This is a genomic window from Citrobacter sp. wls615 (assembly GCF_005281355.1).
In the GTDB taxonomy this organism is placed as follows: Bacteria; Pseudomonadota; Gammaproteobacteria; order Enterobacterales; family Enterobacteriaceae; genus Citrobacter; species Citrobacter werkmanii.
Map to the genome: position 1 here is coordinate 1 of NZ_SZXM01000087.1, position 23,314 is coordinate 23,314.

A 23,314-nucleotide genomic window follows, 5' to 3' on the forward strand; every position below is an offset into this window, starting at 1 on the left:
CCGTCTGCCTGTCGGGTCGGGGCCGAGCCTGCGTCCCTGCAGGCCATCCCCTCTGCCCGCATCCCTGCGGGCAGACCCGGTCAGCCGTCAACGACTCATCGATTTTCAGCCGGACCGGAGTCATCGCTTCAACGCTCTGACTTCCAGTTAAATCTGTTTTGCTGTTCAGACCAAAAAACTCAGATGGTGAGGTGTGGGCTGGTCCGGCTGAAAATTGCCGACGTGTTTCCGTAAGGCCGGGAGAGCCTGCATGGATGCTGGCTCAGGGCGCGCTTTGCAAGGACGCTACCTCGCGCCCGGCCCGGTAGCCTGAAGGAATAAGCGGAGGGTATTGCGCAGCAACAATTTTCCTGCCGGGAGCCGGGATTGTTAAGGGTGCGGCGATAGCACCCTTAACACGTTCACTGGCGTTCAGTGTACAGAGAAGCGATACGGCTGAGGTGAACGGAACCCTTTCTCAGAGAGAGCATGTTCATTATCCCGCCAACACATGTTGATGCTTTCTGAAACTGAGATGTTAACTGAACATGGTGAGTAGCGGGGGGGGTTATTGTCTGCCGGATGGCAGCATGGAGGGCTTATCCGACCTACACTATCTTACGTAGGTCGGATTAGCACGGTGCCATCAGGTACAAGATTACTTCTTCACGCGTCCAGGGAATTTCATTTCGCTGTAGCGAACGAAATGAGTACCTTTCGTCAGCTTGTAACCAAACCAGATAATCAGGAACAGTGGGATACCGATATAGGTTGCCATCACCCCCCCCCAGTCAATGCTGTCCTTCAGGAACGCTTCGTAGTTCTGACCCAGAGTGATGATCAGGCACAGCACGAAGGCAAAGATCGGCCCCAGCGGGAAGAAGCCAGAACGATACGGCAGATCCTTCACATCGTGTCCTTGCAGCACATAACCACGACGGAAACGATAATGGCTGATAGCAATCCCTAACCAGGCGATAAAGCCCGTCATCCCGGAAGTATTCAGCAGCCACAGGTATACGGTCTGGTTACCAAACATTGAGGTCAGGAAGCACAGCCCCGCCACCACCGTAGTTGCATACAGTGCATTACGCGGCACACCACCTCGAGACAGTTTGGCGAAAATACGCGGCGCTTTACCGTCACAGGCCAGGGTGTAAAGCATACGTGTAGAAGCATACATCCCGGAGTTACCCGCAGACAGTACCGCCGTCAGGATAACCGCGTTCATTACCGCCGCCGCAGACAGCAGACCCGCGTGCTGGAATACCAGCGTGAACGGGCTAACGCTAATGTCTTTCACATCGTTACGCAGCAGGCTTGGATCGGTGTACGGAATGATCAGGCTGATAATCAAAATCGCGAACACATAGAACAGCAGGATTCGCCAGAACACCTGACGCACCGCGCGTGGAATATTCTTCTCAGGATCTTCCGATTCCCCTGCCGCGATACCGATAAGCTCAGTTCCCTGGAAAGAGAAGCCGACAATCATCGCCACGCCAATCATCGCGGCAAAACCACCGGCAAACGGCGCATCACCGGTCGTCCAGTTGCTCCAGCCTACCGGCTGAGCACCTTTGAAGATACCGACAATCATCATCACGCCAACCACGATAAAGATAATCACGGTGGTTACTTTGATCAGTGAGAACCAGTACTCCGCTTCGCCAAACCCGCGCACGGAAATGTAGTTCAGCAGGAAGATAACGCCGAGAAACAGTGCACTCCAGATCCAGCCTGGCGTGTCCGGGAACCACCAGCTCATCACCAGCTGTGCGGCCACCAGGTCAACGGCAATTGTCACCGCCCAGTTGTACCAGTAGTTCCAGCCCAGCGCGAAGCCGAAGCCTTCTTCTACATAGTTCTGACCGTAGGTGGAGAACGAACCAGAAACCGGCATATAGGCAGCCAGTTCACCGAGACTGGTCATCAGAAAATACACCATCAGACCAATCAAAATATACGAGAACAACGCGCCGCCAGGACCCGCCGCAGAAATAGTTGCACCAGATGCAACGAAAAGACCTGTACCGATGGAGCCTCCGATGGCAATCATCGTCAGGTGACGCGCCTTCAGTTCACGACGTAGCGTGGGCGCTTCTGTGGTTTTAGTTTCGGAAACCATGTGAAAATGCTATCCATCCAAAAAATGAGGCGCGATTGTAGCAGACGAAACGGCTTTCTTCCGGCACAAATGCACTGTTATAAGAGACCTTCATGACTGGCCGCGGATTATAAGTAAAGCAGAAAATGGGCGGAGCATGGCGGTGAAGACGAAACCGCCATTATGCATAGAGGTGATATTACGCCAGTGAGGGCGTTATTCGCCCTGCGCAACCTGGTCGCTGTAATGTAAAAAGCGCGTAATGGCGTTAGAGAGATGTTTTTGTCGATGATGAACGCGCCAGAGCGTGCGAACTAAACGCGGCAGCGGCACGGGAACTTCACTCAGCGTGCCCGCCTGTAACTGTTCTGCAATGACTCGACGCGACAAACAGCTGATACCGAGTCCATGGCGCACCGCATGCTTAATGGCCTCGGAGTTACCCAACTCCATCGCCATCTGGAATCTCGGCAGATGCGATAGCAACAGGTAATCTACCAGTTCACGCGTACCGGAACCTCGCTCACGTAAGATCCACGGCGAAGCAGCCAGTTGATCCAGCGTCACGGGGCCTTTTGTTAGCGGCGAAGACGGGGCGGCAAACACCACCAGTTCGTCCTCCAGCCATGGTTCAGAGATAATTTCTGTGCTGTGGCACGGCCCTTCGATCAACCCAATATCTACGCGAAAATCCAGGACAGCGTTGATCACATCCTGGCTGTTACCCACGCTCAGCTCCAGCGGCAAATCCGGGAAATCATGGCGATAACGGGCGATCATGGCGGGCAAAATATAGTTGCCAATGGTGCTACTGGCATAGACGCGAATCGCGCCATTATCCTCACGAAAAAGCTGTTCGATTTCTATCGTTTGCTCAAGTAACGCCAACGCGCGCGGGTAGAGTAAGCGCCCGTGCTCATTGACCACCAACCGCTTGCCAACGCGATCAAACAGCTGTACGCCAAGCTGCCCTTCCAGATCGGTAAGCGCCGCACTCACTGCCGACTGCGACAATGCCAGCATGACAGATGCCTGGGTTGTCGAGCCGCTTTTCAGTACCTCAGCAAACACTTCAAGTTGTCGCAGGGTGATATGCATAGTCGTTTTCCACCGGATATCCGTTACTTATACCCTAAATAATTCGAGTTGCAGGAAGGCGGCAAGAGAGAGCATCCCCGGGAGCGTACTTAAGTACGTGACTGGGGTGAACGAGCGCAGCCAACGCACATGCAACTTGAAGTATGACGGTTATACCACTTATATAGATTAATTATAAATATATAATCAATTTTATTTTTAAACCACATCGCCGTACTCTTTTACCCAGATAAAGGAGAAGGATATGACAGAACTCACCTTACAGACTCATCGTCGTACAGCGTGGCATTTTATTCCGGGGCTTGCCCTGAGTGCAGTTATCACTGGGGCCGCCTTATGGGGGGGATCCATTCCCGCCGTCGCTGGTGCCGGGTTCAGCGCCCTCACCTTAGCCATCTTGTTTGGGATGGTTATCGGCAACACCGTGTATCCACAAATCTGGAAAAGCTGCGATGGCGGCGTGCTGTTTGCCAAACAACATTTATTACGCCTGGGGATTATCCTCTACGGTTTCCGCCTCACCTTCGCGCAAATTGCTGACGTCGGCGTCAGCGGTATCGTAATTGATGTGTTAACGCTCAGCAGCACCTTTATGATTGCCTGCTTCCTGGGGCAGAAAGTGTTTGGTCTGGACCGACACACCAGTTGGCTGATTGGCGCGGGGAGCAGCATTTGTGGTGCCGCCGCCGTGCTGGCAACTGAACCAGTGGTGAAAGCGGAAGCCAGTAAAGTGACGGTTGCCGTCGCCACCGTGGTCATCTTCGGTACTATCGCTATCTTCCTGTATCCGGCGATGTATCCGCTGTTGGCGCACTGGTTTAGTCCAGAAACCTACGGCATTTACATTGGCTCCACCATGCATGAGGTTGCGCAGGTTGTTGCCGCCGGACACGCCATTAACCCGGATGCTGAAAACGCCGCGGTGATTGCCAAAATGCTGCGCGTCATGATGCTGGCGCCGTTCCTCATCCTGTTGGCCGCACGAGTAAAACAACTGTCTCCGGCAACAGGTGGTGAGAAGAGCAAAATCACTATTCCATGGTTTGCCATCCTGTTCATTGTGGTGGCGATTTTTAACTCTTTCCACCTGCTGCCGCAGTCGGTAGTGAGTATGCTGGTGACGCTGGATACCGTGCTGCTGGCAATGGCAATGGCCGCACTGGGGCTAACCACTCACGTGAGCGCCCTGAAAAAAGCCGGTGCCAAACCGTTACTAATGGCGCTACTGCTGTTTGTCTGGTTGATTGTGGGTGGTGGTGCGATTAACGTCGCTATCCACGCGCTGATGGCATAAACGATCACGACTCACTTCCCTTAACCCGCTATACTCTCCCCTTTTGAGTATGGCGGGTTTAATTTATGAAATATATTGGAGCGCACGTAAGCGCCGCTGGCGGTCTGGCTAACGCCGCTATTCGGGCCGCAGAAATTGAAGCTACCGCATTCGCCCTGTTCACCAAAAATCAGCGTCAGTGGCGCGCCGCGCCGCTGACCACTGAAATCATTGATGATTTCAAGTCTGCTTGCGAGAAGTATCACTATACTTCCGCCCAGATCCTGCCTCACGACAGCTATCTGATTAACCTCGGTCACCCGGTCAGCGAGGCACTGGAAAAGTCACGCGATGCGTTTATCGATGAAATGCAGCGTTGTGAGCTGCTCGGTTTATCGCTGCTCAACTTTCATCCGGGCAGCCATTTGATGCAGATCCCGGAAGATGAATGTCTGGCGCGTATTGCTGAATCTATCAACATCGCCCTCGCTCAGACCCAGGGGGTTACGGCAGTTATCGAAAATACCGCCGGACAGGGCAGCAATCTCGGATTTAAGTTTGAGCACCTTGCCGCCATTATTGATGGTGTTGAAGATAAATCCCGTGTTGGCGTCTGTATTGATACCTGCCACGCTTTCGCTGCCGGTTACGATTTACGTTCCGTCGAGGAATGCGAAAAGACGTTTGCGGAATTTGAACGTATTGTCGGTTTCAACTATTTACGGGGTATGCACCTGAACGACGCCAAGAGCACCTTTGGCAGTCGCGTCGACCGCCACCACAGCTTAGGTGAAGGGAATATTGGCCACGACGCTTTCCGTTGGATCATGCAGGATAGTCGTTTTGACGGCATTCCGCTGGTGCTGGAAACGATTAATCCGGATATCTGGGCAGAAGAGATTGCCTGGCTGAAAGCCCAGCAAACAGAACAAGCGGTGGCGTAATTATGAACGACAGGGAAAAGCAGATCCTTAAGATCCTGCGTCGCAATCCGTTGATTCAGCAGAATGAAATCGCCGATATTCTGCAGATAAGCCGTTCACGCGTCGCTGCGCATATTATGGATTTGATGCGTAAAGGCATGATCAAAGGTAAAGGTTATATCCTTACCGAACAGGATTATTGCGTGGTTGTCGGGGCAATCAACATGGATATTCGTGGTGTTGCAGACATCCACTATCCTCAGGCTGCTTCTAATCCTGGCAGCATTCACTGCTCGGCAGGCGGCGTAGGACGCAACATCGCCCACAACCTGGCGCTGCTGGGCCGTGACGTTCACTTAATTTCCGCTGTTGGCAGCGATTTCTATGGGGAAACATTGCTGGAACAAACGCGTCAGGCCGGTGTAAACGTTGCAAGTTGCATACGCCTGCATGGGCATAACACCTCAACCTACCTGTCGATCGCTAATCAGCAGGAAGAAACCGTACTGGCAATTAACGATACCCATATCCTGCAGCAATTAACGCCACAGTTGCTGAACGGGTCGCGAGATTTGATCCGCCATTCCGGTGTCGTACTGGCAGATTGCAATCTGACCGCCGAAGCCATTGAGTGGGTCTTTACGATTGCTGATGATATTCCCGTATTCATTGACACCGTTTCAGAGTTCAAAGCGGCAAAAATGAAGACATGGTTTAAGCGTATTCATACGCTTAAACCAACGCAGAAAGAGCTGGCGATTTTGTGGGGCCAACCTATCCATTCAGATGCTGATCGCATACTGGCCGTCAATAGTCTGCATCAGCAAGGTGTAAAACGGATCTTTGTCTGCCTGGAAGATGATTCCGTTTTTTGCAGCGAAAAGGACGGAGAACAGTTTTTACTGACACCTCCTGATCATACGATCGTAGACAGTTTTGGCGCCGATGACGCTTTTATGGCGGGATTGCTGTACAGCTTTCTGGAAGGTAGCGAGTTTCGTGAAAGCGCTCACTTTGCCATGGCCTGCGCGGCATTATCGCGAGCCAGCGTCAGCATCAACAACCCAACCCTCTCGGCAGATAACGCCTTATATTTGCTGCAAACAGCTTAAATGTAATGCCGGATAGCGCCACGCTTATCCGGCATTGCTCTCACTATGCTATACCGATAAAGAAACCCGCTATGGTGGCGCTCATCAGGTTTGACAGCGTTGCTGCTGCCAGCGCGCGCATTCCAAGCTGCGCGATTTCTGGAGCACGCTGTGGCGCTATCGCCGAAAATGCGCCGACAACAACACCAATCGAACCAAAGTTAGCGAACCCGCACAGCGCAAACGAAATAATCGCAATGGTCTTCACATCCAGTGTCCCGCCGGTTTGCAGATACGGCGAGAAGTTGAGATACGCGACAAACTCGTTGATTGCCAGCTTCTGACCAATCAGGCTACCTGCCAGCGTCGCATCGCTCCAGTCCACGCCCATAATCCAAGCCAGCGGTGCAAGTAGCCAGCCGAAGATTCCTTCCAGGGTGGCGTGACCAAAACCAAACCAACCACCAATTCCGCCGATAATGCCGTTAATCAGCGCGATAATGGCGACAAATGCCATTACTACCGTCGCCACGCCTGCGGCAATTTTCAGCCCGGTCATCGCCCCGCTCGCCGCTGCTTCGATGATGCTTTTCGGCGGCGTTTCGGTAAATGACAGGTTCTCAAAGGTGACGCGAGATTCTTCAGTTGCCGGACTCAGCATACGCGCAAATAAAATACCACCAGGGATTGCCATCAACGATGCCGCCAGCAGATAGTCAATCGGAACGCCCATTCCAGCGTAACCAATCATCATTGAGCCAGCAATCGAGGCCATCCCGCTACAGATAGCGGTAAATAGCTCATTGCGATTCAGCCGGTCAATAAACGGTTTGACGATCGCCGGGATCTCGTTTTGCCCGAGGAAAATCGTGGTTACTGCGACAAATGACTCGATCTTACTGATGTTCAACGCTTTCTGGAAAATACCGCCAAGGATGCGGATCAACAGCCCCATCACGCCAATGTAGTAGAGTAGACTGATCAGCGCGGTCACAAAAATGATGGCCGGGAGCACCCGAAAGGCGAAGATAAACCCGGCTCCGTCAAACAGCACATCCATTTTTGGCCCGACCAGGGAGCCAAAGATAAATGCACTACCCGCGTCACTGTATGACATCACCTTGTGGACACCGAGCGCGGCCTGTTCAACCAGCCATTTCCCCGGCGGGAAATAGAGCATAATGCCGCCGATTGCAATTTGCAGCACCAGTGCTGCCCCGACCGTACGCAGACTAATACGCTTTTTATTTACTGACAGCAGAAACGCGATAGTCAGTAATACCACCATACCCACAACACTTCTCATTATATCCATAATGAAATTCCCTTCATGCCAGGAAACCCGGCGTTACCGCCAGGTTTTGGTAGGTTTGCTATCCGCGGGCGACCGCATTCTGCCCGGAAAATTTGGTCAGGCGAGGCGTTGATACTCCTTCGCAATTTCACAAGCCAGTACCGCGTTGTTGAACACCAGCTGAATATTTGATTTCAGGCTGTCACCACCGGTCAGCTCCGCAACGCGCGCCAGCAGGAACGGCGTACTCTCTTTGCCCACAACACCCTGCTCTTCCGCTTCTTTTACCGCCCGATCGATTGCCGCATTAATTTTCTCTTCAGCCATCGCAAACTGCTCTGGGATTGGGTTTGCAACAACCAGACCGCCATCGAGACCTGTCTGCCATTTCACCGCCATGGCACGGGCAATCTCTTTTGCGCTGTCCAAACGAATACTGACCTCAAACGGACTGGTTCGGCAGAAAAATGCCGGCAACGCGTTGGTCTGATATCCAATTAACGGCACGCCAAAGGTTTCTAAATATTCGGTCGTTAAACCGAGATCAAGAATAGATTTCGCGCCGGCACAAATTACCGTGACATTGGTATGCGCCAGTTCTTGCAGATCCGCGGAAATATCAAAGGTATGTTCAGCACCACGATGAACACCACCAATCCCGCCCGTTGCAAATACTTTAATTCCAGCCAGGGAGGCAATAATCATGGTTGAGGCAACTGTCGTCGCACCATTTTTTCCTGCAGCAACCACAAATGGTAAATCACGACGACTGACTTTAGTAACGCTATGTCCCTCTCTCCCAAGCAACTCAATTTCATCTTTGCTTAAACCAACTTTCATTACCCCGCCAATAATAGCAATGGTCGCAGGAACTGCCCCATGTTTACGAATAGTTTCTTCGACTTCAATAGCGGTCTGGGCATTCTGCGGAAATGGCATACCATGAGAAATAATGGTTGATTCGAGGGCAACAATCGGTTTTTTACCGTTTAATGCTTCCTGTACTTCTGGAGATATTTGTAATAATTCAGAGGAAAGAGTTAATTCAGACATTCTGTGTTCTCCACGATTGAGATAACATTCGCAACAGACAAATCAGGGTTATTGGTATATTCACAGGCTAACGCCATTGATGAACAACCCTGCGCAAATCGAACCGAATCAATAAAGGGCATGCCGTCTACCCAGCAGGAAGCCAGTCCCGCCATCATCGCATCGCCAGCCCCAGTAACATTAATGACGTGAGTTTTAATCGGCAGCGACCAACCGCAATCCCCCGCAATATCACTGTAATAAACTCCATCACCGCCCATACTGAGCACCAGGCGATTTAAGCCGCGATCGTGAAACCAGGCGGCAACTTTGCCAACATCATCACGCCCGGAAAGCGCAATACCGCTCAGCGTTTCGGCTTCAAGCCGGTTAGGTTTGAGGGTGTGAATTTGTCCAAGCCGCTCACGAATTTTGACGCACTTCCATGCCGATACCGGGTCGACAAACACCGGAACATCTCCGGCATTTTCCAGTACCCATGCCAGGGCATCTTCGCTGATATTGCAATCGGCGACGATAACTTTCGCCTGCCGAATAAAATCATGCTGCTGCGATAAAAAACCCGGTGAAATATGTTCAGTGATACTCATATCATTAATGGCAACCAGCATTTCACCGGTGTTATCAAGCAGAGATAAATAACTCGATGTATTCTCTCCAGGAACGATAAGACACTTATCAACATGTACTCCGGATAGATTAGTTTGCGCCAATAACGATTGACCATAAAAATCATTACCAACCGCAGTCAGTAACCACGAATTTTTACCCAGCAGCGCGAGATTATGTGCAATGTTGCGTCCAACTCCGCCGGGGGTGAATTTTATCTTTCCTGGATTCGAATCCGCATAATTTAGAGAAGCATGCGAATACCCAGCAACATCCATATTGGCCGAGCCAATAGTTACTATGTATTCCTTTTCACGCATAGCACGTCCCCTGGCAATTATCTTGCCACTAATGAGTTCGTTAAGAATAACCACCGCCACACACAAAATTATTAGAGCATATGTTCAATATCTAACATGTGTTTATAGTAAGCAGGTTTTTGACAAAGTAAACCCATCTGCAAGATCTAAAACCAATAGATATGAACAGAATCACAATTTTTTATAGATACAGTTTGTAAGGGAGAGAGGAAATGAGAGGCAGTACACAAATTAAGCAGACTAAAAAGTATAACTCCGGCATAACCGGAGATTTTTCAGATGCGCCTGGCAAGCTGGCGCGTCTCAGGTAAGCGAAACCAGGTCCTCTGGCATATGGTTGTACAAAATACGCCAGAAATGTTCAGCCGTTTTATTCAATCGCGTGTCCATCCGGTAAATATAGGCCTGAATTGGCACCATCAGCTCAGGTGTCTCCAGACGCACCAGACGCTTATCACGCAGCTCGTTGACGATCGACCACGCTGGTAGCCAGGCGATGCCATGCCCATCCAGCGCCATGTTTTTCAACAACTCACTCATCGAAGACATAAACAACGTACGTGCTGAAATGCCGCCTACTTCCGCCAACTGACGGTTTACCAATCTTCCCATGTAGGATGTGCTGGTATAGTTCAGAATCGGCGCCTGCGGCTGATAGATATCAAACAACGCGTTCCCCTGACCATCGGTGGCACAGACGGGATAAAGCTCAGACTCAAAAACCTTCAAGCCACAGAAAGGTGACTGCATTAAATCTTCATCACGAAACGAGATAATAAAATCACTTTTCCCCTCGCGCAGGGTATTCACCGCTTGCACCACATCAATCGCCTCGACGTGCCAGACAAATTCTTCCCCCCAGGCCGCCATTGAATGCACTAACCGGGGCAACATGGTCAGCGACAAAGAATGCGCTGCCGCGATTTTTATATTGGGTACCCCAAGCAGATTGTGACCACTGAGTTCGTCCAGATTACATTCCAGCTGTTGTAGCAGGCTACGCGTTTGCGAATGGAATAACTTACCCTCCTCCGTGAGTTGTAGCGGTGTCGTCGTGCGATCAAACAGCTGCACCCCCACGGCTGATTCGAGCGCTTTGATCCTCCGGCTAAATGCCGGCTGAGATATATTGCGCTCCTCCGCAGCCTGGGAAAAATGACGGCATGCCTCCAGCGTCAGAAAATCATATAACCATTTTGTCTCAATATTTTTCATACCTGTCACACGGATGTTTAAATATGTTGATGAGCCTAAAAACATCATGCCTGAAGAATTCCAGAGATGATATTGACGATCAGCCCACGATGATTCGTTTTTTGCATCAAACCTTCGTTTTTGACATTAACATGTCAGCGTCACCCTTCAGCCACAACCCTACTCTGCTTGCAGAACTTCAGGCTTGCCACGCTATCCTAACCCCATAGGATGGCGTAAAAAACTACAGTCATGCAGTTTTTGCATTAAGACAAACATTATTGCATTTCTCCTCGCAACGCTCTGCTGTTAAACATTAGGGCAAGACAAAACACAGCCTGAATATTATTTAACGGTGAAATGAGGTATATATCGTGAAAGGTTTAATTGGTGTACTTGGTGGTATGGGACCTGCTGCAACCGTCGATCTATTTAATAAATTCGTCACCTTTACCGCAGCGCAACGCGATCAGGAACATATCCCACTATTTATTTCATCCATTCCTGATATACCCGACCGAACTGACGCATTAATGCGTCATGGTAATTCCCCTCTTCCGGCCATGCGCGATTATATGCATAAACTCGAAGATGCTGGCGCGGAGTGTATTGTGATCCCGTGTAATACCGCCCACTTTTGGTTTAAAGAGTTAAAAGAATCCTGTCATACAGAGTTGCTCAGTATTGTGGAGACAACCCTTAGTGAGGTTAGAAACTGCGGAAAATCGCGCATCGGACTGCTTGCCACCAACGCCACGTTGTACATGGGCCTTTACCAAAAAGGTATAGAATCTCTTGGGTTAACCTGCGTCAGCCCTGATTCCTCCAGCCAGGAAAAAGTAATGGAAAGCATTTATTGCCTGAAAGCTGGCGATGTTAAGCAAGCACAAAAATTAATGAATGAACAGGCTGAAGCACTTTTCTCACGCGGCGCGGAAGTCATCGTTCTGGGATGTACTGAAGTTCCCGTCATCCTTGCTGAAGCCATCAAGAAATCACCAGCCAAATATATTGATTCAACCGGTTCGTTGGTTCGTGCCGGAATCAAGTGGTATGAAAAACGCGTTGGAAAAAGCCACCTTCTGGCGCAATAAAAAAACCACCATTTAATCATCACATTTAATAAAAGCCATTCTTATAGCAAATTATTATCTGGCGGAGGCCATTATGCTTTGGTTGGAAATTATCGTAGTATTGGGCGCAATATTTTTCGGTATCCGCCTCGGCGGAATTGGTATCGGTTTATGCGGCGGGCTGGGGCTGGCTATTTTAACCCTGGGATTTGATCTAAAAATTGGCTCACCGCCTGTGGACGTCATTCTTATTATTATGACGGTGGTTGTGGCGGCATCAGCGCTACAGGCAGCCGGAGGCATGGATTATCTGGTACGCATTGCCGGCAACTTTATGCGTCGTAATCCTAAATATATCAATGTCATTGCACCGATTATCACCTGGTCGATGACCATAATGGCGGGAACAGGTTTCATTGTATTTTCAACCCTGCCGGTGATTGCAGAAGTTGCGAAAGAGTCGGGTATCCGCCCTTCTCGTACGCTCGCAGGCTCCGTAGTGGCATCCCAGGTAGCGATATCCGGCTCGCCGATCAGCGCCGCAATGGCCGCGATGTTGACCATCATGGAAGGTAACGGCATCAGCTTTATCCAGGTTATGGCCGTATGTCTGCCAGCCTCGTTTGTTGCCGCGATGGTTGGCGCATTCATCGCTTCACGCCAGGGGTGTGAGCTTGAAGACGATGAGGTCTATCTGGAACGCCTGCAGAAAGGGCTGGTGCGTAAATACGAAGGGCAAAACAGTATCACGCCGGGTGCAAGGCTTTCCGTCGCCCTGTTTATGCTGGCCACGGTGCTCATCGTTATTCTTGCCGCATTCCCTCAGTTACGTCCGGGGTTTGACGCTGGCAACCCAATGAATACGCGGGATATCATTATTATCTGCATGCTGGCTGCCGCTTGCCTGATGGTGGTGCTGTGCAAAACATCTACAGATGCCATTGTCCTGACGTCCACTTTTCGCGCCGGGATGAGTTCGCTGGCAGTCATTCTCGGCATTGTTACGCTGGGAACCACGTTCATTGACGCGCACCTGGCGGAAATTAAGGACATCGCAGGCAATATTCTGCAGGCCTACCCGATGCTGTTGGCTCTGGTATTGTTTGGCACCTGCGCGTTGCTCTATTCACAGGGAGCCACCACGCCGTTGATTATCCCGCTTGCCGTCGCACTTGGCGTTCCCACCTGGGCTATTCTGGCTTCCTATGTGGCTGTGACCGGCGTATTTGTTCTACCAACGTACCCGACCTCACTGGCGGCTATGGAGTTCGACACCACCGGGACAACGCGCGTAGGTAAGTATGTCTTAAACCACCCGTTTATGTTGCCGGGACTGGGTGGGATAGTCGCTGGCGTTGCTTTTGGTTTCATCATCGCGCCAATGATTGCCTGAGCCGTCTTATTCAGGGGCGCGACAGAGATATCGCCCCTGAATGATTCTCTACTCATTTGCCCCGACTCACCACATCAATACCGTCTTACCTTTATCTATTTGCTTCACATCGCTGCTTTTAATCACGCGGTGATAGCCATAGGCGTCAGCATATTTTGTCAGTCCTGTCTCGGGGTCTTGCTCAGGCTTGCCTTGCGTCTCTATTGTTGAACCTGACGTTGTTGTCATCACCCAGGTAGTTGAACACCCCGTTAGCAGCAGCGTCGCGAGTGACAGAACAGCAAAAATGGGCGCTTTTTTCATATTCGATTTCCATGACCAGTTTGATTTAAAGGCACTTTATCGAATTTGCTTAAGGCAGGATGGATTATTGTGGCGATGCTGTAACGGTAAGGGTTAATGCATAAAAAAAGGGCAGAGATTTCTCTGCCCTGGATTTCAGTTCTTAATCAGGCCGCCTTTGCCACAACCTCTGCTTCCGGGCGCTTCAGCACCGCGTAGGAGAGACCGGCTACCAGCGTACCGGCAATAATGGCCAGCAGGTAGCCAACCACCGGCGTAATTGCGCCAGGGATTAACAGCACGAACAGACCGCCGTGTGGCGCCATCAGCTTAGCCCCTACCGCCATGGAGAGAGCACCGGTAATTGCGCCGCCAACGATACAGCAAGGCAGAACGCGCATCGGGTCACGCGCGGCAAATGGGATTGCGCCTTCGGTGATAAAGCACAGGCCCAGCACCAGCGCAGCTTTACCGCCCTCTTGCTGTGCTTTGTCGAACTTACGACGTGCAACCAGCGTTGCCAGACCCAGCGCCAGCGGAGGTACCATCCCCGCAGCCATAATGGCAGCCATCGGCGCATAAGTTTGCGTACTCAGCAGACCTACACCGAAAGCATACGCCGCTTTATTAACCGGGCCGCCCATATCGGTACACATCATGCCGCCAAGAATCGCACCGAGCAGTACCGCATTCGCCGTACCCATGGTTTGCAGCCAGTGGGTCAGACCTTCCAGAATGCCCGCTACCGGTTTACCGATCAGGTAGATCATGGCCAGGCCCACCACCAGGCTTGAAAGCAGTGGAATGATCAGAATCGGTTTCAGCGCTTCCATACTCTGCGGGAGTTTCAGTCTGGTACTAATGAGCTTCGCCACATAACCGGCAAGGAAACCGGCAATAATCCCGCCAATAAAGCCAGAACCAGTGCTCACTGCCAGCATACCGCCGATAAGACCTGGCGTCAGACCCGGACGGTCAGCAATGGAAAATGCAATATAACCCGCCAGAACCGGCACCATCAACGCAAAGGCTGAACCACCGCCAATCTGCATCAGCGCCGCCGCCAGCGTGCCCTGCTCTTTAAACGCTTCAATACCAAAGGCGAATGAGAGCGCAATACACAGACCGCCAGCGACCACCATCGGCAGCATATAAGACACACCCGTCAGCAGGTGACGATACGCGCCAGCGCTCTCTTTCTTACCTTCGGTTGCCGCAGACTGCGCCTTGCCGGTTGGCTGATACGGCGTAGCTTCTTCCAGCGCTTTGTCCAGCTCCTGCTTCGTTTTCTTCAGCGCCAGGCCAGTAGACGTGCGGTACATTGGTTTTCCGGCAAATTTGGCCAGATCAACTTCAATGTCAGCCGCCACAATCACCAGATCCGCTTGAGCCACCTCTTCCGGGGTAATGGCATTGCCTGCCCCGACCGAGCCACGGGTTTCAACCTTCACCCACCAGCCACGTTTTTTCGCTTCTGTTTCAATAGCTTCAGCAGCCATAAACGTATGGGCAACGCCGGTCGGACACGCCGTCACCGCCACCACACGTTTTGGACCACTGCTGGCCACAGGCGCTGTCGCAACCGGGGCGCTGTAAGGTTTTGCATGGCCTTTCGCTTCGCTGAGGAAGAGTTCAGGATGCGCAACCGCACGACCGATATCGCCGAGCCAAACTTTTTTGCCGTTCAGCGAGCTGTCGGCAGGAAGCGTGTCGCCCAGAACAATCGCCAGTTCTGCATCATTCGGATTATCAATAATTTCCAGATGCGCTTTTTGCGCCGCCGCTCCAAGCAGGGTTTTCGCCATGTAAGCGCGAGCCTGGCCGAGATTAGCGTCAATAATCAGCAGCGTTTTCATTATGCCTCTCCTGCTGTCAGTTAAACGGTTTTAAGTCGACACGCGCCATCATTGCGGCCAACTGAGGACGATCGGTAATGCCCACGTTACTTTGGCTTACCGCCAGGGCGGCAACAGCCGTCGCCAGACGCAGGGTGTGTTCGCTGGACTCACGCATCAGCAGACCATAAATCAGACCGCCAACCATTGAATCACCCGCGCCCACGGTGCTGACCACCTCAACTGAGGGCGGTTTAGCAATCCACTCACCCGAAGCGTTAACCCACAGCGCGCCTTCCGCACCGAGTGAAATCACGACATGAGCAATACCCTGCTCGCGCAGCGCATGCGCAGCATCAATCACATCTTTCATTTCAGGCAGTTTACGACCCGCCCAGATTTCCAGTTCACGACGGTTTGGCTTCACCAGCCACGGCGCCGCCTTCAGACCTGCCACCAACGCTTCACGACTACTATCAAAGATAATGCACGGACACTGACTGCGCAGACGCGTCATCCAGTCGGTGAAAGCTTCCGGGCTCACGCCGGTCGGCAAACTACCGCTAACGCACACCATGTCGAACTGGCCCAGCCAGCTCAGCGAATCGTTCACAAAGCGTTCCCAGTCAGCAGGGGTAACTTCAAAGCCGGAGAAATTGAAGTCGGTGACTTCACCGTCTTTTTCGGTCAGCTTGACGTTGATACGGGTACGCCCTTGTACAACCTGAAAGCGGTTGGCAATGCCCAGCTCGCTGAACAACTGCTGAAAACCATCCTGGTTGTCTTTACCCAGGAAACCGCCCACCGTGACATCGATACCTAGATCTTTCAGGACTTTAGCGACATTAATCCCTTTCCCCGCCGCATGCAGGCCGGTGGTTTTCACCAGATTCACTTCGCCGCGTTCAATTTCCGGGCAGAAACCCACCAGGTCGTAGGCCGGGTTAAGGGTGATAGTAGCAACACGTCTGCTCATTACGCGCCCTCCCCAAGACCTGCCGCGATGGCTTCGCCAATCGCTTTCAGCGCCTGTTCAGCATCCTCGCCCTGGGCGGTAAAGCGCAGGTGATGTCCTTTTTTCACGCCTAATGCCACAACTTTCATCAGACTGCGTCCATTTGCCGGTTTGCCGGTTCCATCGAGATTTGTCACGGTAATTTCACTGTTAAATTGTTTAATCGTATTCACCAGCATGGTGCCCGGACGGGCGTGCAAACCATGCTCATTGCGCACAACAAATTCGGCGCTCAGTACATCATCAGTTAAGGCGTCATCGCTGGTCAGCAGCGCCAGTACCGTTGCCGCATCCGCTTTCAACAAACGGTCAGCTTTATTGTTCAGCAGCAGATCGCCAAGGCGCTTCAGCACTGCAACCGGTTGATCGTCATTCATCGCGACGGTCACCAGCAGGGCTGCCGCATCCCCCTGGACATCAAACGCCGTAGCTGCACGGCTGACCGCAACGGCGCTGCGCACGTTGCCTTCAGCACAGTCATTCAGCCAGATACCCTGACCGAGATTCATCGGCTGCTCATTGATGGCTCTGGCGACAAATGCGGCATCAACCGCGCCGACCTCTTTCAGCCGCGCGGCGTTGAGCGCCTGCAGCGTAACCAGCGAGCTGGCAACGACGTCCAGCGACAGCGTTTCGTTATCAAGCTTTAATTGTTCGCTCTGCTTTTCGCCCATCAGCAACGCGCGTAGCTCTTCCGCCGTGGTCGCTGATTTCAGCTGTTCAGCAACGGAGTCATCACTCAACACATGCGTCAGCTGACGCAGTAAACCGAGGTGCTCATCAGAGCTGGCGGCAATACCTATCGCCACATACGCGACCTGCCCTTCGCCCCAGGTCACGCCCTGCGGGAACTGAAACACCTGCACACCGGTTTTCAGCACCCGATCGCGCGTGTCCGTCGTCCCGTGAGGAATAGCAATACCGTTGCCAAGAAACGTGGACGTTTGTTGTTCACGCGCCAGCATGCCATCGATGTAGCCTTCCGCAACGTTACCCGCCTGCACTAAGGCCGCGGCAACCTGGCGAATAGCCTCTTCTTTATTCCCGGCCTGTTCGCCCGGGTGAATATCCTGAACAGATAACTGGAACATGGTTCTCCTCTCCCGCTGAATTGAAACGATTCAGCCAACATGAGAAAAAAGGCGTCACCTGACTCCATCAGTTATGGCAAGATGACGCTGAAACGTTTCAAGAAGTCTTGATCTTTTTTCTTCAGCACACAAGTAAAGTTGACAAATTACTTGCTGAATTTAGAGATAACGCACATTTTCTCCCGGGGAGAGATAAAATTGCTGAAGCAAAAATGGCGTCAGCGTGTCAGATTCAGCAACATCAGCAAACAGCATTCTTTGACTAAAATGCTATTTTGATTTTTGATGCCGATTTTGATTTGGCTACCTGTTTATTTTCTGGCAAGCAGCGTAAACTCCGCGTCTCTTCACATCATTGATATCAAAACATGCATAACACCCCCGTAGCCGCCACACCTAAGGCGTTCGATTTAACGTCTGCGGCGTTCCTGCTTGTCGCATTTCTGACGGGTATCGCCGGCGCTTTGCAGACACCAACGCTGAGTCTTTTTCTGACCGATGAAGTCCATGCCCGTCCCGGTATGGTCGGGTTCTTTTTTACCGGCAGCGCAGTAATCGGTATCCTGGTGAGTCAGTTTCTGGCCGGGCGATCGGATAAAAAAGGCGACCGCAAAAACCTGATTGTCTTCTGTTGTGTGCTGGGCATGCTGGCCTGCGTGCTGTTTGCCTGGAACCGCAACTATTTTATTTTGCTGTTTGTCGGCGTCTTCCTCAGCAGCTTTGGTTCAACCGCCAACCCGCAAATGTTTGCTCTCGCTCGCGAGCATGCCGACCGTACAGGCCGGGAAGCGGTCATGTTCAGCTCAATTTTACGTGCGCAGGTATCGCTGGCCTGGGTAATTGGCCCGCCGCTGGCCTACGCACTGGCAATGGGATTTAGCTTCACGGTGATGTACCTCAGCGCGGCGGTTGCTTTTATTGTCTGCGGCGCAATGGTTTGGCTGTTCTTACCGTCGATGAGTAAAAATGTGCCTCTCGCCACTGGCGTGGTGGAGGCGCCACGGCGCAATCGTCGCGACACACTGCTCCTTTTTGTTATCTGCACATTAATGTGGGGGACCAATAGCCTCTATATCATTAATATGCCGCTGTTTATTATCAACGAACTGCATCTGCCGGAAAAACTGGCGGGTATCATGATGGGCACCGCTGCCGGGCTGGAAATCCCGACCATGTTGATTGCCGGATACTTTGCGAAGCGTCTGGGCAAGCGACTGTTGATGCGAATTGCCGTCGTCGCCGGCTTTTTCTTTTATGCCGGTATGCTGTTGGCCCACTCTCCGGCGTTATTGCTTGGTTTACAGCTGCTGAACGCGATTTATATCGGCATCCTTGGCGGGATTGGCATGCTCTATTTCCAGGATTTGATGCCAGGACAAGCAGGTTCAGCCACGACCCTTTATACGAATACCATTCGCGTAGGCTGGATTATTGCCGGATCGTTGGCCGGTATTGCCGCTGAAATCTGGAATTATCACGCAGTGTTCTGGTTTGCGCTGGTGATGATCGTCGCCACCATCGTGTGCCTGGCGCGCATAAAAGATGTTTAAGGCGCGGTCAGCGATTCAAGCTCAATAAGATACAGCATGGCCTGGTGCGTCGTCTTCCCACACATTTCCGCACTGGGCTGCAAACCGGCACATACTTTTGGCCGCAGCGGCGAAGCAAAAATTTTACAGCGCAATGATTCATCCAACTGAACGCATGGTGTATTAGCGGGTTTGCCATCAGGCATACCGGGGATGGGACTGGAGATTGAAGGCGCGGTGCAGCATGCACCACAATCCGGACGGCATTCCATACAGTATTCTCTTTATCGTGAACCATCGGATTGGGCGAGAAGCGCACAGTAACACCTTTTTTGCACCAGCAAAAGCATCAATTCCACTTGCCTGAATGCCCCAGCGCGAGTAGTTTTACGCGATATTTTAGACACTCCTCACTACAGGATTTTTTCGATGCCAAGAGCGAACGAAATTAAAAAAGGTATGGTACTGAATTACAACGGCAAGCTGCTGATTGTAAAAGATATTGATATTCAATCGCCAACCGCACGTGGCGCCGCCACGCTGTACAAAATGCGTTTTTCTGATGTCCGTACCGGCCTGAAAGTTGAAGAGCGTTTCAAGGGCGATGATATCGTTGATACTGTCACCCTGAGCCGTCGTGGCGTTGATTTTTCCTACGTCGATGGCAATGAATATGTCTTTATGGATAAAGAAGACTATACCCCGTATACCTTCACCAAAGACCAGATTGAAGAAGAACTGTTGTTCATGCCGGAAGGCGGAATGCCGGACATGCAGGTTCTGACCTGGGACGGCCAACTGCTGGCGCTGGAACTGCCGCAAACGGTAGACCTGGAGATTGTTGAAACAGCGCCGGGCATTAAAGGGGCATCAGCAAGTGCGCGTAACAAACCTGCGACCCTGACTACCGGTCTGGTGATCCTGGTTCCTGAGTATCTGAGTGCGGGCGAAAAAATCCGTATTCATATCGAAGAACGTCGCTATATGGGCCGTGCAGACTAACTTCTGCTCCCCATTAACGACAAGGGACAGCGCTGGCTGCTGAGATAAAAATCATCCATTAACAGCGATTCCAGATACTGTTCATCCTCGCGCATAAAACTCACTATCAGGTTGACCGCCTGCGGGTAAAACCCCTGTTCATCTCGCGCCAGGCAGGCATCGCGTAGCAATGGCGCCCAGCACATCATATGGTGATGCAAAAAGTAATACTGTGCAGATACCGCCTCCTCTTTAGCAACCATCTTCGCCATCAATGCCAGTTGAATGGCGATATGATCGGATGGCTCATTTTCCCGCGCGGCCAGACCGTGTTCGATCAGCAGCACATTCATTTGCTGACGTTCTGCTGACGCGGTCGTATGCGGATAGTGCCCGGCATAGGGAGAAACTCCGCCAGGCGGTGCCAGCAGAAACAGCGAGGCGAAATCCGCGGCGAGTTCCATCTGTCGGGAATCACGACGCAAAATCCGGGTCAGACTACGCTCAAATTGCTTAACCTTGCCAGACAACCCAGGAATCGCCGCCAGTGAGATAATCCACGCCCGATTCTCGCCGTTTTCAAGGCTGGCAAGTTGCTTTTCGTCCAGCTCACGGAATAACAATTGCGAGAACCACTGGTACATGTCCGCCCGCTGCTGATGTATTTGGTTATGCTGCACTTCCCCCCTCCTCTTTTACTGTCTCCGGGCCACCGAACGCCGTTACTTGTGGGGCTTTTTGCTGGTAACGTTCGACCTCCACCAGCACGGTATGCGCTGAAGGGCCTTGTGCCAGCTGTGAAGTACCAATATCGGCGCTCAGGACATTCGGGTCGCCATAGGTGCATAACGTCCCGGCTTTTCCACCTTCCTGCGGGGAATACCACGCCCCTTCATGAATGCGGATTACGCCTGGAGTGAAATCAGGGCTAATCACCACCCCAGCCAGCACCTGACCGCGGTCGTTGAAGACGCGTGCAATATCACCTGCTTTCAGGCCACGGGCGGCGGCATCCTGCGCGCTGATATAAAGCGGTTCTCTTCCGGCAACCGCATAGGTGTTGCGAAACGCCTCGCTTGAGCACAGCTGAGAGTGCAGACGTTTATCCGGATGGCAGGATTGCAGATGCAGCGGGTATTTATTTTTTTTAGCGGAATGATTACGTTCAAACGGTTCCATCCATACCGGATGACCCGGACAGTCCTCGTAGGCAAAGCCAGCAATGGTTTTACTGTAGATTTCAATCAGACCTGAAGGCGTTCCCAGAGGATTGAGGTCTGGCTGGTCGCGAAACTCACCGTGACGCACCCACGGCTGTCCGGCCGGATATTCAATATATCCTTCACCCTGCCAGAATGTCGCAAAGTCTGGTAAAGAGACGCCGAGCGACGCACCCATCTTCACGCCTTCGTCATAGAGCGCTTGTATCCACTGCATTTCGTCACGGTTCTCGCGGTACACCGCTTCTTTGTCAAAGCGCTTACATAATCCGGCAAAAACGTCAAAATCATGCCGGGCTTCATATTGCGGTTTAACGATCTGATGCAGCGCCATCAGCCCTTTATTCGAATGCGTACCAAACTGTTCAATATCGTTGCGTTCAAAACGGGTGGTCACGGGCAGAACGATATCGGCAAATCGACACGACGCGGTCCATTGATGATCCAATACCACCACGGTTTCCAGCTTCTTCCACGCCTCGATCATGCGATTACGATCCTGCTGCGCATGGAATGGATTCGCCGCGCTGTAGATCGCCATTTTGATATCAGGCCAGGTTAACGTTTCGCCGTTAAAGGCAACCTTTTTGCCCGACTCAAGCAGACAGTCAACGATGCGTGAGGTGGGGATATGCTCCGATGCGCCGCGAAAATCCGCTTTATACTTCGCCGGTGGAGGATTCGCGATCCCTCCCAGCCCGGAGAGTACAGGTCCGGCGGATGTCACCGTACCACCGCCGTTGTAATGCCAGCCAAACCCTACGCCCCCGCCCGGCAAGCCAATTTGCCCAACCATACTGGCCAGCACCACCAGCATCCAGGGATACTGTTCGCCATGATGCATGCGTTGTACGCACCAACCGCCCATAAATTGGGTCCGGCCTTTGACCAGCAGGCGCGCGAAATCACGGATCTGCTCCGCCGTCAGGCCACAGATTTCCGCTGCCCATTCGGCATTTTTCGGCTGCTTATCACTCTCCCCAAGCAGATACGGTAAAAACTGCTCAAAACCGACGGTGTAATCGTTGATAAACGCCGTGTCATACAGTTTTTCTTCATACAGCGTATGAGCGAGTGCCAACATTAGCGCGACATCGGTTTGAGGCCGAAGCGCCAGTTGTTCGCAGCCAAGATAGTTTTGCGATTTGCTACGCACTGGATCGACGCTGATAACACGCATTTTACCCTGCGCAACCGCCTCTTTAATTTGTTGCCAATAGCCAAACGCATCGTGATCGGGGACCAGGAACTCGATCTGCAGGTTCTTGATCGGATCGCAACCCCACAGCACGATGGTGTTACTGTTCTGGATAACCAGCGGCAGCGACGTTTGCTGCTCATAAACTTCCAGCGAACCAATCACATGCGGCAAGATAACCTGCGCCGCGGCCGCAGAGTAGTCGCCGACGGTCGTCACATAGCTACCATGCAGGCCAAGTCCTCTGTCCATCGCCCCGCCCGCTTTATGGTATTTTCCCACCATTTGCCAGTCGGCCAGCCCGGTAAATACCCCCGATGAGCCGTAGGTTTTTTGTACCCGTTCCAGCTCTTCGTAAAACAGATCCAGCGCCTGATCCCAGCTTACCCGCACAAAACGATTATCTCCGCGCTGGCTGCGATCCGATTTCTCACGCTTGCGTAACCAGTCCAGACGAACCATTGGATAACGCACCCGCGACGGGTTATAGACCACTTCACGCACCGCGTTCAGCATATCGCAAGGGTATTTGTCATGTTTGAAAGGCCGGGTTTCTGTCCACTCGCCGTTGACCACTTTGGCTTCAAAAGCGCCATAATGCGAACCGGACTGGATCCACTGTTCGGGGTTTTCTCCCGCCGCCCATACTTTTGAGATCAGCGGATTCGGCGCCAGCGCACTGGCTGCGCCCACCGCCAACATACCGCTCAGAAAACGGCGGCGAGACGGGTTAAAGTCATAAATATCCATACATTT

The 23,314-nt window shown here is 52.1% G+C and carries 21 protein-coding genes; 8 read left to right on the forward strand and 13 right to left on the reverse strand.

Annotation, left to right across the window (positions count from 1 at the left end; all coding sequences use genetic code 11):
- The coding region (locus tag FDX04_RS24355) for a hypothetical protein (protein ID WP_137371477.1) at positions 1-234 on the forward strand (234 nt) is incomplete at its 5' end.
- Between the two features lie 403 nt (positions 235-637).
- Here FDX04_RS24355 and lysP read toward each other — a convergent pair.
- Positions 638-2,107: a lysine-specific permease gene (gene lysP, locus FDX04_RS22230; protein WP_042307301.1), complete on the reverse strand. Its 1,470-nt coding sequence runs from the start codon at positions 2,105-2,107 to the stop codon at positions 638-640.
- A gap of 195 nt (positions 2,108-2,302) precedes the next feature.
- On the reverse strand, positions 2,303-3,184 hold the full coding sequence (yieE, locus tag FDX04_RS22235; RefSeq protein ID WP_079223428.1) for a DNA-binding transcriptional regulator YeiE: 882 nt from the start codon (positions 3,182-3,184) through the stop codon (positions 2,303-2,305).
- 244 nt (positions 3,185-3,428) lie between these two features.
- Between yieE and FDX04_RS22240 the strand changes: the two genes are divergently transcribed.
- The 3 genes from FDX04_RS22240 (at position 3,429) to FDX04_RS22250 (ending at position 6,492) form a co-directional block, all read left to right on the forward strand.
- Positions 3,429-4,478, forward strand: coding sequence for a YeiH family protein (locus tag FDX04_RS22240; protein ID WP_137361776.1), 1,050 nt, complete (start codon positions 3,429-3,431; stop codon positions 4,476-4,478).
- Between the two features lie 65 nt (positions 4,479-4,543).
- Positions 4,544-5,401, forward strand: coding sequence for a deoxyribonuclease IV (gene nfo / locus FDX04_RS22245; RefSeq protein ID WP_042307296.1), 858 nt, complete (start codon positions 4,544-4,546; stop codon positions 5,399-5,401).
- Positions 5,402-5,403: 2 nt separating this feature from the next.
- The gene (locus tag FDX04_RS22250) at positions 5,404-6,492 is read left to right on the forward strand and encodes a sugar kinase (protein WP_061382074.1); all 1,089 of its coding nucleotides are present in this window, start codon (positions 5,404-5,406) and stop codon (positions 6,490-6,492) included.
- Positions 6,493-6,535: 43 nt separating this feature from the next.
- Here the strand turns inward: FDX04_RS22250 and FDX04_RS22255 are convergent, their stop codons facing one another.
- The 4 genes from FDX04_RS22255 to hypT all read right to left on the reverse strand — a co-directional run bounded on the left by FDX04_RS22255 (position 6,536) and on the right by hypT (position 10,962).
- Positions 6,536-7,786 (reverse strand): NupC/NupG family nucleoside CNT transporter, encoded by a 1,251-nt coding sequence (locus tag FDX04_RS22255; protein ID WP_137371478.1) that lies wholly within the window; start codon positions 7,784-7,786, stop codon positions 6,536-6,538.
- A gap of 96 nt (positions 7,787-7,882) precedes the next feature.
- A complete protein-coding gene (locus tag FDX04_RS22260) occupies positions 7,883-8,818 on the reverse strand; it encodes a pseudouridine-5'-phosphate glycosidase (protein WP_042307290.1) in 936 nt (311 codons plus the stop codon).
- A complete protein-coding gene (locus tag FDX04_RS22265) occupies positions 8,806-9,747 on the reverse strand; it encodes a pseudouridine kinase (protein ID WP_042307288.1) in 942 nt (313 codons plus the stop codon). The genes FDX04_RS22260 and FDX04_RS22265 overlap by 13 nt, the downstream gene beginning before the upstream one ends.
- Before the next feature lie 303 nt (positions 9,748-10,050).
- A complete protein-coding gene (gene hypT, locus FDX04_RS22270) occupies positions 10,051-10,962 on the reverse strand; it encodes a hypochlorite stress DNA-binding transcriptional regulator HypT (RefSeq protein WP_079226151.1) in 912 nt (303 codons plus the stop codon).
- A gap of 353 nt (positions 10,963-11,315) precedes the next feature.
- Between hypT and FDX04_RS22275 the strand changes: the two genes are divergently transcribed.
- Both FDX04_RS22275 and FDX04_RS22280 read left to right on the forward strand, forming a co-directional pair.
- Positions 11,316-12,035, forward strand: a complete 720-nt coding sequence (locus FDX04_RS22275) for an aspartate/glutamate racemase family protein (protein ID WP_137371479.1) — start codon at positions 11,316-11,318, stop codon at positions 12,033-12,035.
- 73 nt (positions 12,036-12,108) lie between these two features.
- Positions 12,109-13,407 carry an anaerobic C4-dicarboxylate transporter gene (locus FDX04_RS22280; RefSeq protein ID WP_079223422.1) on the forward strand — a complete coding sequence of 433 codons (1,299 nt, stop codon included), beginning with the start codon at positions 12,109-12,111 and terminating at the stop codon, positions 13,405-13,407.
- 66 nt (positions 13,408-13,473) lie between these two features.
- Here FDX04_RS22280 and FDX04_RS22285 read toward each other — a convergent pair whose 3' ends face one another.
- The 4 genes from FDX04_RS22285 to fruB all read right to left on the reverse strand — a co-directional run bounded on the left by FDX04_RS22285 (position 13,474) and on the right by fruB (position 17,630).
- A complete protein-coding gene (locus tag FDX04_RS22285; protein WP_042307282.1) occupies positions 13,474-13,710 on the reverse strand; it encodes a YgdI/YgdR family lipoprotein in 237 nt (78 codons plus the stop codon).
- A gap of 146 nt (positions 13,711-13,856) precedes the next feature.
- Positions 13,857-15,545 carry a PTS fructose transporter subunit IIBC gene (gene fruA / locus FDX04_RS22290; RefSeq protein WP_137350017.1) on the reverse strand — a complete coding sequence of 563 codons (1,689 nt, stop codon included), beginning with the start codon at positions 15,543-15,545 and terminating at the stop codon, positions 13,857-13,859.
- Between the two features lie 16 nt (positions 15,546-15,561).
- Positions 15,562-16,500 carry a 1-phosphofructokinase gene (gene fruK, locus FDX04_RS22295; protein ID WP_006683781.1) on the reverse strand — a complete coding sequence of 313 codons (939 nt, stop codon included), beginning with the start codon at positions 16,498-16,500 and terminating at the stop codon, positions 15,562-15,564.
- Positions 16,500-17,630 carry a fused PTS fructose transporter subunit IIA/HPr protein gene (fruB, locus tag FDX04_RS22300; RefSeq protein WP_137371480.1) on the reverse strand — a complete coding sequence of 377 codons (1,131 nt, stop codon included), beginning with the start codon at positions 17,628-17,630 and terminating at the stop codon, positions 16,500-16,502. Before fruB ends, fruK begins: the two co-directional genes overlap by 1 nt.
- A gap of 368 nt (positions 17,631-17,998) precedes the next feature.
- Between fruB and setB the strand changes: the two genes are divergently transcribed.
- Positions 17,999-19,180: a sugar efflux transporter SetB gene (gene setB / locus FDX04_RS22310; RefSeq protein ID WP_137371481.1), complete on the forward strand. Its 1,182-nt coding sequence runs from the start codon at positions 17,999-18,001 to the stop codon at positions 19,178-19,180.
- On the opposite strand, the gene FDX04_RS22315 is transcribed toward setB, so the two are convergent.
- Positions 19,177-19,431, reverse strand: a complete 255-nt coding sequence (locus FDX04_RS22315) for a YkgJ family cysteine cluster protein (protein ID WP_061382078.1) — start codon at positions 19,429-19,431, stop codon at positions 19,177-19,179. The two genes, setB and FDX04_RS22315, sit on opposite strands and share 4 nt — an antisense overlap.
- Before the next feature lie 157 nt (positions 19,432-19,588).
- Here FDX04_RS22315 and yeiP point away from each other — a divergent pair, with 157 nt between their 5' ends.
- Complete coding sequence (gene yeiP, locus FDX04_RS22320) at positions 19,589-20,161, forward strand: elongation factor P-like protein YeiP (RefSeq protein WP_038642029.1); 573 nt, start codon at positions 19,589-19,591, stop codon at positions 20,159-20,161.
- Here yeiP and torD read toward each other — a convergent pair.
- A complete protein-coding gene (gene torD, locus FDX04_RS22325; RefSeq protein WP_137371482.1) occupies positions 20,158-20,820 on the reverse strand; it encodes a molecular chaperone TorD in 663 nt (220 codons plus the stop codon). The genes yeiP and torD overlap by 4 nt on opposite strands.
- Complete coding sequence (gene torA, locus FDX04_RS22330) at positions 20,810-23,308, reverse strand: trimethylamine-N-oxide reductase TorA (RefSeq protein ID WP_137371483.1); 2,499 nt, start codon at positions 23,306-23,308, stop codon at positions 20,810-20,812. Before torA ends, torD begins: the two co-directional genes overlap by 11 nt.
- Between the last annotated feature and the right edge of the window lie 6 nt (positions 23,309-23,314).